Genomic DNA, 13,500 nt, shown 5'->3' on the forward strand with positions numbered 1-13,500 from the left:
TCTCCGTTCGTGTCGAGCGAAGTCGAGACACCCAGATGGCATGCGCCAACGATGGGCATCTCGACTTCGCTCGATGCAAACGGGTTTTTGATTGAAGGAGTTCCCCCATGTCCGAAGACACCCCCGTTAGCGTCACGATGGAAAAGGATGGCGAGATCGCCGTCATCATCGTGAGCAACCCGCCGGTCAACGCGCTGAGCTGGCACGTCCGGCAGGGGCTGGAGGATCATTTCACCGCCGCGCTCGCCGACGACAGCGTCAAGGCGATCGTGCTGCGCTGCGCCGGGGCGACCTTCATCGCGGGCGCCGACATCAGCGAATTCGGCAAGCCGCCGCGTGGTCCCGATTTCAACGCGGTGCTCAACAGCATCGAAGCGGCGTCGAAGCCCGTCGTCGCGGCGATCCACGGCACCGCGCTCGGCGGTGGTCTCGAAACTGCGCTCGTCTGTCATTACCGGATCGCGGTGCCGTCGGCGAAGCTCGGCGTGCCCGAGGTCAAGCTCGGCCTGCTGCCCGGCGCGGGCGGCACGCAGCGGTTGCCGCGCGTCGTCGGCGTCGAAGCCGCGGCGACGATGACCTCGACCGGCGATCCCGTTCCGGCACCGAAGGCGAAGGAAATGGGCCTCGTCGACGAACTCGCGGGCGAAGACAGCCTGGCCGCCGATGCCATCGCCTTTGCGCGCGCGAAGATCGCCGACGGCCCGCGCCCGACGCGCGAACGCCCGGTGTTCGGCGATATTGCCGTCATCGAGGAGCTGAAGGCGAAGAACGCCAAGCGCTGGCGCGGTTTCGAGGCACCCTATGCTAACCTCGCCTGCGTCGAAGCGGCGACGAGGCTGCCGTTCGAGGAAGGGCTGGCGTTCGAGCGCGAGCAGTTCATGAAGCTGATGTTCGGCAGCCAGTCGGCGGCGCAGCGCCACATCTTTTTCGCCGAGCGCCAGGCGGCGAAGATCGACGGCCTGCCCAAGGACACGCAGCTGCGCGATATCAAGAAAGTCGGCATCATCGGCGCCGGCACGATGGGCGGCGGGATCATGATGAACTTCCTGCAAAAGGGCATCCCCTGCACGATCGTCGAAATGCAGCAGGACGCGCTGGACCGCGGGCTCCGCGTCGTGCGCAAGAATTACGATGCCTCGGCCGCCAAGGGCCGGTTCAAGCTCGAACAGGTCGATCAGATGATGGGGCTCGTCACTCCGTCGCTCGAGCTGGACGCGCTGGCCGACTGCGACCTCATCATCGAGGCGGTCTATGAGAATATGGACGTCAAGAAGGACATCTTCGGCAAGCTCGACAAAATTGCCAAGCCCGGCGCGATCCTCGCGTCGAACACCTCCTACCTCGACATCGACGAAATCGCGACCGCGACGAGCCGCCCCGGCGACGTGCTGGGCATGCATTTCTTCTCGCCCGCCAATGTGATGAAGCTGCTCGAGGTCGTGCGCGGTAAGAAGACCGCGCCCGACGCGCTGGCGACGGCGATGGCGATCGGCAAGAAGATCGGCAAGGTCGCCGTGGTCGCGGGCGTTTGCGATGGCTTCATCGGCAACCGGATGCTGAAGCCGCGCCAGGTCGAGGCGATGAAGCTGCTGCTCGAAGGCGCTACCCCGGCGCAGGTCGACAAGGTGCATGTCGAATTCGGCATGCCGATGGGGCCGTTCCAGATGAGCGACCTTGCGGGTGTCGATATCGGCTGGCACCGCGACCCGAACCGTATCGAAAGCATCCGCGACGCGCTCGCCGCCGAAGGCCGCTGGGGCCAGAAGAAGCAGGCGGGCTTTTACGATTATGACGAGAAGCGCCAGCCGTCGGAAAGCCCGCGCGTTGCCGAACTCATCGAGGAGTTCCGGGCGAAGGAAGGCGTCGAAAAGCGCGAGATCACCGATCAGGAGATTATCGAGCGCACGCTGTATCCGATGGTCAATGAAGGCGCGCTGATCCTGTCCGAAGGCAAGGCGCAGCGGGCCAGCGACATCGATGTCGTGTGGATCTATGGCTATGGCTGGCCGGTCTATCGCGGCGGCCCGATGTTCTGGGCGGGGCTGGAAGGCACCGACAAGATCGTCGCGGCGCTGGAAAAGCACGGGTTCAAGATCGCGCCGCTGCTGAGAGAAAAGGCGGAAGCGAAGACGGGCTTCTAGGCCCTTCGCCGCTTACAAAGATCAGGTCGTCTGTCCCGCTGCGGGGCAGGCGGCCTTTCTTTTGCCCCGCGGGCGCGGGGGGCATGAGCAACAACTTGCGATTCAGGGTTAAAGCGCTGGCAAGACATGCCGTTAGGACAGAGCATGAACGCCATGTCCGCCCTTGCCGTCCTGTTGCTCGCCGGCAGCGCGCCGGCCGCCGCCCCCGTGGCGACGCCGCAAGCGACCGCGGTCGCCGTCGCGCGCGCGCGGATATTGGCGCCCGCCGAGGTGCGGCGCGTCGATGGACGGATCGAGGTGCGGACGGGCGATCGCAAGACGCAGGTGCATCGGGGCGAGCGCCGCGACGGCGGCGAGACGGCGGATTTTTACTGAACCCGTCGGCTCGATCCGAACCCGACCACAGGATAATCTCCATATCATCGTCATCCCGGACTTGATCCGGGGTCCATGACTTCGCCGCTAGTGGATCCCGGATCAAGTCCGGGATGACGAAGATGGGAGTGGTTAGCCCTGCAACGTCTTGATGATCGCCGAAAAGTCGCGGCCGTCCGTGTCGGCTTCGACAAAGGCTTCGTAGAGTTCGCGCGCTTTCGACCCCATCGGGACGTCGGCATCGACGCTCGCCGCCGCTTCCATCGCGAGCCGCAGGTCCTTGAGCATCAAAGCCGCAGCGAACCCGCCCTTGTAATCATTGTCGGCGGGCGTCGTCGGGCCGACGCCGGGCAGCGGCGCATAGCTCGTCAGCGACCAGCACTGCCCCGACGACACGCTGGCGATGTCAAAGAATTTCTGCGGATCAAGCCCCAATTTCTGCGCCAGCGCGAGCGTCTCGCACGTCGCGACCATCGAGGCGCCGAGGAGCATGTTGTTGCAGATCTTCGCTGCCTGCCCCGCGCCGGCGTCGCCGGCGTGGATCACCGCCTTACCCATAAGGCCAAGGATCGGTTCGGCGCGTGCGAAGCCTTCGTCGGTGCCGCCGACCATGAAGGTCAGCGTGCCGGCGTTGGCGGCGGCGATGCCGCCCGAGACGGGCGCGTCGACCGCGACGAGGCCCTTGGCGGTCGCGGCCTCGATATTCGCGCGCGCGGTCGCGACGTCGATCGTCGAGCAATCGAGGAGCAAGGTGCCCGGCGCGGCGTTCGGGAACACATCGCTTTCATAGACCGACGCGACATGCTTGCCCGCGGGAAGCATCGTCACGACGGCTTCGGCGCCGGTGACCGCTTCAGCCGCCGACGCAGCGCGCGAACAACCGGCTTCGGCCGCGCGCGCAAGTGCCTCTTCGCTGAGGTCGAAGGCGCGGACTTCATGGCCTGCTTTCGCGAGGTTGGCGGCCATGCCGCCGCCCATATTGCCGAGCCCGATAAAGGCGATTTTCATGTTCACTCCAATCAGACGAATAAGATCACAAGACCAAGAAAGATCATGACAGGTCCGAATATCAGCATCAGGACCGGTTGTGCGTAGGCCATGCCACGATCCCAGCGGTTGCGCGGCAGTGGATCGGCGTCGCCCAGCTTCAGAATCGCTGCTTCGACAATGTTTATGCGTTCTTCCCGGCGATGCTTCCAACCGGAAATGCCGAGCCACATGAATAGCAGCCCGACGAATAGCAACCCAACGCCTTTGAGGATTATCGCCCCTTCCACACGCCCTCGCGCTTTTCGATGAAGGCGGCCATGCCTTCGGCCTTGTCCTCGGTCGCGGCGAGGATCTGGAACAGGCGGCGTTCGTAGATCAGCCCCTGGTCGAGCGTCGTCTCATACGCGGCGTTGACCATATCCTTGTTCACCATCGCGGCCATCGGCGGCATCGCTGCGATCACCGTCGCGGTCTTCACCGCTTCGTCGACCAGATTTTCATGTTGGACGACGCGCGCGACGAGTCCCGAACGCTCGGCCTCTTCGGCGTCCATCATCCGGCCGGTGAGGCACATTTCCATCGCCTTGGCCTTGCCGACCGCGCGCGTCAGCCGCTGCGACCCACCCATGCCGGGGGCGACGCCGAGCTTGATTTCGGGCTGGCCGAATTTCGCCTTGTCCGACGCGATGATGAAATCGGCCATCATCGCCAGCTCGCAGCCACCGCCGAGCGCGAAGCCGTTCACCGCGGCGATCCACGGCTTGCGGACCTTCTTCACAAAATCGCTCGTCCATTTCGAAAAGAAATCCTCGAGGTAGAAATCGGCCGCCGGCTTGTCGGCCATTTCCTTGATGTCGGCGCCGGCGGCGAACGCCTTGTCGCCCGATCCGGTGAGGATGGCGCAGCGCTGGCTGGCGTCGACCTCGAACGCCGCAAAGGCCGCGATCAGGTCGTCGAGGACGCACGAGTTCAGCGCGTTCAGCGCCTGCGGGCGATTGAGCGTCACCAAGGTGACGGCGCCGCGCGTTTCGACGAGGAGGGTTTCGTAGGTCATTCTCAGATTCTCCAATCATTCGTCATGCCGGCCCCTTCGACCTGCTCAGGACAGGCTTGATCCGGCATCCATTCCAGCGAAGCCCGAATGGCCCGCGGATCAAGTCCGGGGTGACGAAGTTAAGTGAGCGGGGTCCATTTCTCATTATCGGGCAAAGGCACGAAGATCGCGTCGATCCAGTCGTCGGTGACCGCTTCGGGTGTCGGCGGGTCCCATTTCGGGCTGTTGTCCTTGTCGATGATCAGCGCGCGGACGCCTTCGAGGAAATCATGCATCTGGACGACGCGGCTGCCGATCGCATATTCCTGGCGCATCTGCTCCGCGAAGTCGTGCATCTCGCGGCCTTCCTTCAGCTGGCGCAGCGCGACCTTGCACGTCTGCGGAGATTTGGTGCGCAGCGTCGCGAGTTCCTTTGCGGCCCATTCGCCGCCGTCGGCTTCGAGCGCGGCGAGAATCTCCTCAAAAGTATCGCTCGCGAACAGGCGGTTGATCCGTTCGAGATGCTGGGTGATTCCGGCCGGCGGCGCGGTGACCGACAATTCGCCCAATATGCCGCCGATGCGTCCCGGGTCGACCGCGATGCGCTCTTTGGCTTCGGCGAGCTTTTCCGATGGAAGATAGTGCGTCGCTAGGCCGAGCGCCAAACATTCCGCGCCGTCGAGCCGCGCGCCGGTCAGCGCGAGATAGGCGCCGACGCGGCCTTCGAGGCGCGGGAGATACCAGCCGCCGCCGACGTCGGGGAACAGGCCGATCCCCGTTTCGGGCATCGCGAAGCGCGTATGTTCGGTCGCGACGCGATATTTCGACGGCTGCGAAATGCCGACCCCGCCGCCCATCGTGATGCCGTCCATGAAGGCGACGACGGGCTTGGGGTAAGTGAAGAGCAGATGGTTGAGGCGATATTCGGTGTGGAAGAATAAGCGCGCTTCGGTGCCGTCCTTCGCGCCGCTATCCGCGAGCATGCGGATGTCGCCGCCAGCGCAGAAGCCGCGGCCTTCGCTATGGTCGATGATCACCGCCTCGACGCGATCGTCGCCCTGCCACTTCAGCAGCGCGTCGATCATCGCTTCGCACATCGGCAGGTTGAGCGCGTGGATCGCCTTGGGGCGGTTGAGCGAGATACGGCCGACGCGGACGTCGGCCGAGATCAGGACATCGTCGGTCATTGGCGCAGCAAATCCCTTCCAACGATCATCCGCATCACCTGGTTGGTGCCTTCGAGGATCGAATGGACCCGCAGGTCGCGCCAGAAACGCTCGATCGGATAGTCTTTCAGATAGCCATAGCCGCCGAACAGCTGGAGCGCATCGTTGACGACCTTGCTCCCGCTGTCGGTCGCGAGCCGCTTTGCCATCGCGGAGAAGCGCGACTTGTCGGGCGCGTTCGCGGTGACCTTTGCCGCCGCCATATAGAGCAAGGCGCGCGCGGCTTCGAGGTCGGTCGCCATGTCGGCGAGCATGAACTGGGTGTTCTGGAAATCGGCGATCGGCTGGCCAAACTGCTGGCGGTCCTTGGTGTAGGCGACCGCTTCGTCGAGGCAGCGCTGCGCGCCACCCAAGGAGCACGCGCCAATATTGAGACGGCCGCCGTCAAGTCCCGCCATCGCGAAGCGGAAGCCGTCACCCTCGGCCCCGACGCAGTTCTCGACCGGCACGCGGCAGTCCTCGAAGATCACCTGCGCGGTCGGCGAGGCATTCCAGCCCAGCTTTTTCTCGGGTGCGCCGAAGCTGAGGCCCGGCGTGTCCTTTTCAACGACGAGACAGCTGATGCCTTTCGATTTTTCCTCGCTGGTGCGGACCATGCAGACATAGATGTCGTTGACGCCCGCGCCCGAGATGAACTGTTTGGTGCCGTTCAGCACATAATGGTCGCCGTCCTTCTTCGCCGTCGTCTTAAGCGCGGCGGCGTCGGACCCCGAACCCGGCTCGGTCAGGCAATAGCTGGCGATCTTCCCCATGCTGACGAGGTCGGGCAGGAAGCGCGCCTTGATCTCGGGGCCGCCAAAGCGGTCGATCATCCACGTCGCCATATTGTGGATCGAGACATAGGCGCTGGTCGCGGGGCAGCCATAGGCCATCGCCTCCATGATCAGCGCCGCCTCCAAGCGGCCAAGCCCGATGCCACCCGATTCCTCGGCGACGTAAATCGCGCCGAAGCCAAGCTCGCCCGCGGCCTTCCACACATCGACGGGATAATAATGTTTCTCGTCCCATTCGGCTGCAAAGGGCGTGATGCGATCGGCGGTGAATTTGCGCGCCATATCCTGGATGGCGAGCTGGTCGTCGGTAAGCTGGAACTGGTCGGTCATGGTCATTTCTCGATGATGGCTTCGGCTTCGATTTCGACTTTCCATTCGGGCCGGATCAGCGCGGGCACAACCAGCATCGTCGATGCCGGACGGACATTTTTGAATGCCGATCCGTGCGCCCGGCCAACGAGGTCGGCGTCGGCGGCATCGGTGATATACATGCGCGTGCGGACGACATCAGCAAAGCTGCCGCCGAGCGCTTCGAGCGCCTCGCCGATAATCGCGATGCAACGCGCCGCCTGTGCCCCGGCGTCGCCCGGGGTCGAGGAGCCATCGGGTTCGATCGGCGCGCAGCCCGCGACGTCGATGCGGCTGCCCACCCGAACCGCGCGGCTGTAGCCGTAGACCGGTTCAAAGGGGGAAGCCGAGCTATGATTGCGACGGGCCGGATCAGCCACAAGTGACCTGCGTGATCTTGTAGGCATCGTCGTACATGACGTTCACGCGGTCGACGCGATAATCCATCGTCATCGCCGAGCGTGGCGGCCCCCAGCGCAAGGTGCGCGCGCCCGCAACTTTCAGGAGGGCACCGCCGAGGTCGGGCGTCGCGGTCTGGCCGACAAAGGACTGCGCGGCGTCCGCCTTGCACGTCATTTCGGCTTCGGGTGGCGGCGGGGTCGAATCGACGGGCGGCCGTTCCTGTGTGCAAGCGGCGAGCGGCAAGGCGGCGGCAATTGCGAGCAGGCGAATGTCCATCATGAGTCTCCCTTTCAAAACCATCAAACGCAGCGCGTATAGCGCATCGGACCGGCGGCGGCACCCTCGCCCTCGTCGCGGCGGATCAGCGTTTTGCCGCCATCGGCGAGGTCGAGCCGCATTCGGCGATCCCATTCCTCGCCCTCGCCGCTGAATCGGTAATCGGCGACGATTCGGCCGGCACCGCTTTCGCGCACCCGCGCCAATTCGCCGTGCGATTCGTGGAAGCGCAGGTTCGCCCCGTCGATCGTCAGCACGGTCAGATCGGTGCCAGGACGCTTTGGGCAATCGGTCGCGTCGAGCGCCCATCGGCCACGGATCGCAGCCGGAATCGTCCTTACGTCGATGGTGTCGTCGGCCTTTGTGGGCGCTTCGGTTTCCGTGTCCGCCGGAGACATTTCGGCGGGCGCCGGACGCTCGGCCTTTTGGAGCGGGCCGACATTCGAGCTGGCTTCGGGGCTCGATTCGTCGTCCTGACCGCCGCTGCATGCGGCCAGCAGCAACAACGCCGCAGGTATCGTCCATCGCATCATCGTCATTCTCCTTCGCGGGAGAAATGTTCGACCGGGCGCAGAGGTTTCACCGATGCGCCCGGCGAGCCCATTAACCCATCGTCGGGATGACGAAGGCGTTGCCTCCGTCGGGCGAACCGTCGGGCCAGCGCTGGGTGATCGTCTTGACCTTGGTCCAGAATTTCACGCCTTCCATGCCGTGCTGGTTGGTGTCGCCGAATGCCGAGCGTTTCCAGCCGCCGAAGCTGTGATAGGCGACGGGCACCGGGATCGGCACGTTGATTCCGACCATGCCGACCTGCACACGCGCGGCGAATTCGCGCGCGGCGTGGCCGTTGCGCGTGAAGATCGCGACGCCATTGCCATATTGATGCTTGCTGGGCAGTTCGAGCGCGGCCTCGAAATCCGCTGCGCGAACGATCTGGAGCACGGGGCCGAAAATCTCTTCCTTGTAGCTTTCCATGTCGGGGGTGACATGGTCGAACAGCGTCGGGCCGACGAAAAAGCCCTTTTCATGGCCCTGCAGCGTAAAGCCGCGGCCGTCGACCACCAGTTCGGCTCCTTCGTCGGCGCATTTCTGGATCCAGCCTTCGACCTTTTCCTTGTGCGCCTGTGTCACGACGGGGCCGTAATGCGCCTCGGCATCGGTCGACACGCCGACGCGCAGCGCCTCGATCGCCGGGATCAGTTTTTCGCGCAGGCGGTTGGCGGTGTCCTCGCCGACGGGAACGACGACGGGCAGCGCCATGCAACGTTCACCTGCCGACCCGAAGGCGGCGCCGGTGAGGTCGTTCACCACCTGGTCGAGATCGGCGTCGGGCATGACGATGCCGTGATTCTTCGCGCCGCCCATCGCCTGCACGCGCTTTCCGTTCGCGACGCCGCGGTTGTAGACATAATGCGCGATGTCCGACGAGCCGACGAAGCTGACCGCGCCGATGTCGGGATGGTCGAGGATCGCGTCGACCATTTCCTTGTCGCCGTGGACGGTCTGGAAGATGCCTTCGGGCATTCCGGCTTCGAGGAAGAGTTCGGACAGGCGCACCGGCACCGAGGGGTCGCGCTCGCTGGGCTTCAGGATGAAGGCGTTGCCCGTCGCGGTCGCGACGCCGCCCATCCACAGCGGGATCATCGCGGGGAAGTTGAACGGCGTGATCCCCGCGCCGATGCCTATCGGCTGGCGCATCGAATAGACGTCGATGCCGGGGCCGGCGCCTTGTGTATATTCGCCCTTCAGCACGTGCGGGATGCCGCAGCAGAATTCGATCACCTCCAGCCCGCGCTGGATGTCGCCCTTTGAATCAGCGATCACTTTACCATGCTCGGCCGAGAGCATTTCCGCGAGCTGGTTCATATTGGCTTCGACGAGGCGCTTGAACTCGAACATCACGCGCGCGCGGCGCTGCGGGTTGGTCGCGGCCCAGGCGGGCTGCGCGGCCTTGGCGGCGGCCACCGCGCGGTCGAGGATGGCGCGGTCGCCAAGCGCGACTTGTGCCTGCACGCCGCCATTATTGGGGTCGAGAACGTCGCCGAACCGGGCGGAACCGCCGGCGCCGCCCGCAATGTGATGGTCGATCTGTCGCATGGCTGTGAGTCTCCCAAAAGATGTTGCCGCTGCAACAGACCAATCGGGACGCGATTGCAAGGGATAGACTTGCAGCGTGATCCTGCATATTTGCAGCCTGTGGATTGGGACAAGCTGCAATATTTCCTGATGGTCGCACGTCATGGCACGCTCGCGCGCGCCGCCGCGGCGCTGCATGTCGATGCGACGACGGTCAGCCGCCGCGTGAGCGCACTCGAAGCCGCGCTCCAGCAGACCTTGTTCGAACGCGCGCCGACGGGATTCATTCTCACCGCCGCGGGCCGGGCGCTCGTCCCGCACGCCGAAGCGATGGCGGCGGCGGCGGCGCGTATTCATTCGGCGCGTGAGGGCGGATCCGCGCTGTCGGGGCAATTGCGGGTGAGCGTGTCCGAAGGATTTGGCAACAGCTTCATCGCGCCGCGGCTGGGCGGCTTCGTCGCGGCGCATCCCGAACTCGAAATCGACCTTGTCGCGTCGTCAGGCTTTCTCAACCCGTCGCGGCGTGAAGCCGATATGGCGGTGCTGCTCGCGCGCCCGCGCAAGGGCCCGCTGATCACGCGCAAGCTGTCGGACTACAGCCTCGGCCTATATGCGCCCACGGGCCGCCCCGACTGGCAGGAGGCGGTGAGCGCCGCGCCGCTGTCGCGCGCGGGCATTCCGGTGATCGGATATATGCCCGACATTCTTTACGCCCCCGAACTCGATTATCTGGGCGAGATCGAGCCAGGATTGCGCGCGACGGTCCGTTCCTCCTCGATCCTCGCGCAGCGCCGGATGATCGCGGGGGGCGCGGGGGTCGGCGTGCTGCCGTGCTTCCTCGCGAACGGCGATCCGGCGCTGGTGCGCGTGCGGGGTGAACAGACGGTGGCGCGCGCCTTTTGGTTGGCGCTTCACCGCGACGTCGCACCGCAACCGCGCATAAGGGCGTTTATCGACTGGCTCGATGCTGAGGTAAGGGAAAGCCGGGGGCTGCTGGTTCCGGACTAGCGCCCAAATCGCTTTTCATATGTGCCGTGTTCCCCGCGAAGGCGGGGACCCATCTCCTGCACGCGCAACCTTGAACCGGCGGGAGATGGGCCCCTGCCTTCGCCGGGGCCCTGTATATCTATGTTCCCGGCCGCCATTCCGAGGCGATCAACCCGCCTTCGCCAAACAGCCGCTCCATCGCATCCGGACCCGCCGCCGCGTCGCGCAACCTGTCCGCCAGCGGATCGTCGATCGGGTGATCGCTTCGCAGGAAAGCGATCCACGCCGCGATTGCCGCCTCCAGCGAGGGGCACCGCTGCCCGCGTGCCTGGTGCCACGCGAGCGTTTCGAGCCAGCGCTGCGGGATCTTCTGGCTGCCGTCCATCGCGATCTGGATCAGCCGGTGATGCAGCGCCGGATTGGCGAAGCGGTCGAGCAGGGCGCCCGCATAGGCGGTCAAATCCTGGCCGGGCAGGGCGGCGATTGTCGGCGCGGCCTCGCCCAGCATCAATCGTTCGATGAGCAGGCGGATTTCGGGGTCGGCAATCGCCTGATGGACGAATTCATGTCCCTGGCCGAGCCCGATATAGGCGAGCGCCGAATGCGCGCCGTTGAGCATGCGCAGCTTGGCGGTTTCATAGGGCGCGACGTCAGCGACCAGCTCGGCGCCGACATCTTCCCAGCGCGGGCGGGGACCGGCGAAATCATCCTCGATCACCCATTGGCTGAAGCTTTCGGTGGCGACAGTCCCTTCGTCGCGCGCGCCGAACACCGCTTCGACGGCGGCGCGGGCGGCGTCGGTCGTCCCGGGGACGATGCGATCGATCATCGTTGCGGGGCAGCGGCATTCGCTGTCGAACCATGCCGGTAAATCGGGATGACAGGCCGCAAGATATTCGCGCATCAGCCGGCGCAACACGCCGCCATTGCCCGCCAGATTGTCGCAGCTGAGTAGCGTGACGCCGCCGCGCCCCCCCGCCTTGCGCGCGGCGAGGCCGGCAGCGACGAAACGATAGAGGCTCGCCGGCCCGCGCGCCGCGTCAAGATCGAGCGATCCGTCGGCGCGGCGCAGATAGCCCTTCTCGGTCACAGTAAAGCTGACGATATGCGTCGTCGGTGCGGCGATGGCGTCGATGACGGCCTGCGGATTTTCCGACGCGACCAGCACCCGTTGCACGACGCCGATCATCCGCAATTCGCTGCCCGTCGCGCTGCGCGTCGCGACGGTGTAGAGCCCGTCCTGCGGGTTCAGCTGCGCCGCGACGTCGCCCGAGCGCAGCGACACGCCGATGATGCCCCAACCCGCGTCGCCCGCGGCCATCGCATCGTCGGTGTAGACCGCCTGATGCGCGCGGTGGAACGCGCCGATGCCGATATGGACGATGCCGGCGGTTTGGGCGGAACGGTCATAACCCGGCGCCCGCACCGATGGCGGCAGCGGCGTTTGCGCGGTCAGCCTCACAGCTTGTACGCGGCCTTGGCGAGATTATAGCTGAGGTCAGCTGCGAGTTCGGCGGCTTCCCATTCTTCCATCCGGTGTTCGGCCACGAGCTGCGCCAGAAAGCCGCAGTCGATGCGCCGCGCGACGTCGTGGCGCGCGGGGATCGACAGGAAGGCGCGCGTGTCGTCGTTGAACCCGACGCCGTTGTAGAAGCCCGCTGTCTCGGTCATCTGGTTCCTGAAGCGCCGCATCCCTTCGGGGCTGTCGTGGAACCACCAGGCGGGTCCGAGCTTCAGCGCCGGATAATGGCCCGCGAGCGGCGCCAGTTCCCTCGCATAGCTCGTCTCGTCGAGGGTGAAGAGGATGATCGTCAGCCCGGCTTCGTTGCCATAGCGTCCGAGCAGCGGGCGCAGCGCGTGGACATAGTCGGTCGCCATCGGGATGTCGGCGCCCTTGTCGCGGCCATAGTTGGCGAACAGCCATGGATTATGATTGCGGAACGCGCCGGGGTGGATCTGCATGACGAGGCCGTCGTCGAGGCTCATCCCCGCCATCACCGTCAGCATATGCGCGCGGAACAGCTCGGCATCGGCGGCGCTGACATTTGCGCCGGTGACGCGCGCGAACAAGGCTTCGGCCTCGACATCGGACAGATCGGCGGTCGCCGCGGTCGGATGGCCATGGTCGGTCGAGGTCGCGCCCATGTCGGCGAAGAAGGCGCGGCGGCCCCGGTGCGCGGCGAGGTAGCCCGCGTAGCTGAAGGCATCCTCGCCCGACAACTCGGAGAAACGCGCGAGATTGTCGCGGAAGCCCTCAAATTCGGGATCGACGACCGGGTCGGGGCGATAGGCGGTGATGACGCGCCCGCCCCATTCGCCGCTGGCGTTGGCGGCGCGGATCGCGGCGTGATGGGCGAGCGTGTCGAGCGGGCTTTCGGTCGTCGCGATCACCTCGATCCCGAAACGGTCGAACAGCGCGCGCGGGCGGAAGGCGTCGGTCGCGAGCGCTTCGGTGATGCGGTCGTAATAGAGATCCGACGTCTCGGCCGAAAATTGCACGTCGAAGCCGAAGGCCTCGGCGAACACCCAGTCCATCCACATGCGGCTCGGCGTGCCGCGGAAGAGATGATAATTTTCCGCGAACAGCCGCCAGCTTTCACGCGGGTCGGCATCGGGGTTGCGGATGCCTAGCGCGTCGAGGGCTATTCCCTGCGAATAGAGCATCCGGAACACATAATGATCGGGATGGAGCAGCAGCTCCGCCGCATTGCCGAACGGCGCATTGCCCGCGAACCATGCCGGATCGGTGTGCCCGTGCGGGCTGACGATCGGCAGGCCGGCGACCTCCTTATAGAGCCGACGCGCGATGTCCCGCTGCGCCGGATCGGACGGAAAGAGGCGGTCGGGGGAGAGATGCAACGGACGCGGCATGG

Annotated in this window: 14 protein-coding genes; 3 read left to right on the forward strand and 11 right to left on the reverse strand. The window is 65.3% G+C overall.

Translation table 11 applies throughout. The annotated features are described in order from the left end of the window. The first annotated feature begins 107 nt into the window (after nt 1-107). Both SKP52_RS19195 and SKP52_RS19200 read left to right on the forward strand, forming a co-directional pair. Nucleotides 108-2,141: a 3-hydroxyacyl-CoA dehydrogenase NAD-binding domain-containing protein gene (locus SKP52_RS19195; RefSeq protein ID WP_039577596.1), complete on the forward strand. Its 2,034-nt coding sequence runs from the start codon at nt 108-110 to the stop codon at nt 2,139-2,141. Nucleotides 2,142-2,285: 144 nt separating this feature from the next. After that, complete coding sequence (locus SKP52_RS19200) at nt 2,286-2,516, forward strand: hypothetical protein (protein WP_039577599.1); 231 nt, start codon at nt 2,286-2,288, stop codon at nt 2,514-2,516. A 132-nt stretch (nt 2,517-2,648) separates the two neighbouring features. Here the strand turns inward: SKP52_RS19200 and mmsB are convergent, their stop codons facing one another. From mmsB to SKP52_RS19245, 9 genes are all read right to left on the reverse strand, one after another. Then, nucleotides 2,649-3,524, reverse strand: coding sequence for a 3-hydroxyisobutyrate dehydrogenase (gene mmsB, locus SKP52_RS19205; RefSeq protein WP_039577602.1), 876 nt, complete (start codon nt 3,522-3,524; stop codon nt 2,649-2,651). An 11-nt stretch (nt 3,525-3,535) separates the two neighbouring features. After that, nucleotides 3,536-3,736: a hypothetical protein gene (locus SKP52_RS19210; protein WP_039577606.1), complete on the reverse strand. Its 201-nt coding sequence runs from the start codon at nt 3,734-3,736 to the stop codon at nt 3,536-3,538. Nucleotides 3,737-3,777: 41 nt separating this feature from the next. Further along, entirely contained in the window at nt 3,778-4,560 is a 783-nt protein-coding gene (locus SKP52_RS19215; RefSeq protein ID WP_039577608.1) for an enoyl-CoA hydratase-related protein, read from the reverse strand. A 119-nt stretch (nt 4,561-4,679) separates the two neighbouring features. Continuing rightward, complete coding sequence (locus SKP52_RS19220) at nt 4,680-5,726, reverse strand: enoyl-CoA hydratase/isomerase family protein (RefSeq protein ID WP_039577612.1); 1,047 nt, start codon at nt 5,724-5,726, stop codon at nt 4,680-4,682. Then, a complete protein-coding gene (locus tag SKP52_RS19225; RefSeq protein WP_039577617.1) occupies nt 5,723-6,868 on the reverse strand; it encodes an acyl-CoA dehydrogenase family protein in 1,146 nt (381 codons plus the stop codon). Before SKP52_RS19225 ends, SKP52_RS19220 begins: the two co-directional genes overlap by 4 nt. Before the next feature lie 2 nt (nt 6,869-6,870). After that, nucleotides 6,871-7,188 carry a RidA family protein gene (locus tag SKP52_RS19230; RefSeq protein ID WP_321164060.1) on the reverse strand — a complete coding sequence of 106 codons (318 nt, stop codon included), beginning with the start codon at nt 7,186-7,188 and terminating at the stop codon, nt 6,871-6,873. Between the two features lie 70 nt (nt 7,189-7,258). Beyond that, nucleotides 7,259-7,567 (reverse strand): I78 family peptidase inhibitor, encoded by a 309-nt coding sequence (locus SKP52_RS19235; protein WP_052208583.1) that lies wholly within the window; start codon nt 7,565-7,567, stop codon nt 7,259-7,261. 20 nt (nt 7,568-7,587) lie between these two features. After that, on the reverse strand, nt 7,588-8,097 hold the full coding sequence (locus SKP52_RS19240) for a hypothetical protein (RefSeq protein ID WP_039581677.1): 510 nt from the start codon (nt 8,095-8,097) through the stop codon (nt 7,588-7,590). A gap of 70 nt (nt 8,098-8,167) precedes the next feature. Beyond that, entirely contained in the window at nt 8,168-9,661 is a 1,494-nt protein-coding gene (locus tag SKP52_RS19245) for a CoA-acylating methylmalonate-semialdehyde dehydrogenase (protein ID WP_039577626.1), read from the reverse strand. Between the two features lie 99 nt (nt 9,662-9,760). Between SKP52_RS19245 and SKP52_RS19250 the strand changes: the two genes are divergently transcribed. Beyond that, the gene (locus SKP52_RS19250; protein ID WP_187337304.1) at nt 9,761-10,648 is read left to right on the forward strand and encodes a LysR family transcriptional regulator; all 888 of its coding nucleotides are present in this window, start codon (nt 9,761-9,763) and stop codon (nt 10,646-10,648) included. Between the two features lie 118 nt (nt 10,649-10,766). On the opposite strand, the gene SKP52_RS19255 is transcribed toward SKP52_RS19250, so the two are convergent. Both SKP52_RS19255 and uxaC read right to left on the reverse strand, forming a co-directional pair. Continuing rightward, nucleotides 10,767-12,089: a mannitol dehydrogenase family protein gene (locus tag SKP52_RS19255; RefSeq protein ID WP_039577629.1), complete on the reverse strand. Its 1,323-nt coding sequence runs from the start codon at nt 12,087-12,089 to the stop codon at nt 10,767-10,769. Further along, on the reverse strand, nt 12,086-13,498 hold the full coding sequence (uxaC, locus tag SKP52_RS19260) for a glucuronate isomerase (protein ID WP_039577631.1): 1,413 nt from the start codon (nt 13,496-13,498) through the stop codon (nt 12,086-12,088). Before uxaC ends, SKP52_RS19255 begins: the two co-directional genes overlap by 4 nt. Between the last annotated feature and the right edge of the window lie 2 nt (nt 13,499-13,500).

It is taken from the genome of Sphingopyxis fribergensis (genome assembly GCF_000803645.1).
In the GTDB taxonomy this organism is placed as follows: Bacteria; Pseudomonadota; Alphaproteobacteria; order Sphingomonadales; family Sphingomonadaceae; genus Sphingopyxis; species Sphingopyxis fribergensis.

What these genes read in the sequence shown, in the direction of transcription:
- SKP52_RS19195 (WP_039577596.1), top strand. Translation starts at nt 108, where the DNA reads ATGTCCGAAGACACCCCCGTTAGCGTCACGATGGAAAAGGATGGCGAG.
- SKP52_RS19200 (WP_039577599.1), top strand. Translation starts at nt 2,286, where the DNA reads ATGAACGCCATGTCCGCCCTTGCCGTCCTGTTGCTCGCCGGCAGCGCG.
- mmsB (WP_039577602.1), bottom strand. Translation starts at nt 3,524, where the DNA reads ATGAAAATCGCCTTTATCGGGCTCGGCAATATGGGCGGCGGCATGGCC.
- SKP52_RS19210 (WP_039577606.1), bottom strand. Translation starts at nt 3,736, where the DNA reads ATGTGGCTCGGCATTTCCGGTTGGAAGCATCGCCGGGAAGAACGCATA.
- SKP52_RS19215 (WP_039577608.1), bottom strand. Translation starts at nt 4,560, where the DNA reads ATGACCTACGAAACCCTCCTCGTCGAAACGCGCGGCGCCGTCACCTTG.
- SKP52_RS19220 (WP_039577612.1), bottom strand. Translation starts at nt 5,726, where the DNA reads ATGACCGACGATGTCCTGATCTCGGCCGACGTCCGCGTCGGCCGTATC.
- SKP52_RS19225 (WP_039577617.1), bottom strand. Translation starts at nt 6,868, where the DNA reads ATGACCGACCAGTTCCAGCTTACCGACGACCAGCTCGCCATCCAGGAT.
- SKP52_RS19235 (WP_052208583.1), bottom strand. Translation starts at nt 7,567, where the DNA reads ATGATGGACATTCGCCTGCTCGCAATTGCCGCCGCCTTGCCGCTCGCC.
- SKP52_RS19240 (WP_039581677.1), bottom strand. Translation starts at nt 8,097, where the DNA reads ATGATGCGATGGACGATACCTGCGGCGTTGTTGCTGCTGGCCGCATGC.
- SKP52_RS19245 (WP_039577626.1), bottom strand. Translation starts at nt 9,661, where the DNA reads ATGCGACAGATCGACCATCACATTGCGGGCGGCGCCGGCGGTTCCGCC.
- uxaC (WP_039577631.1), bottom strand. Translation starts at nt 13,498, where the DNA reads ATGCCGCGTCCGTTGCATCTCTCCCCCGACCGCCTCTTTCCGTCCGAT.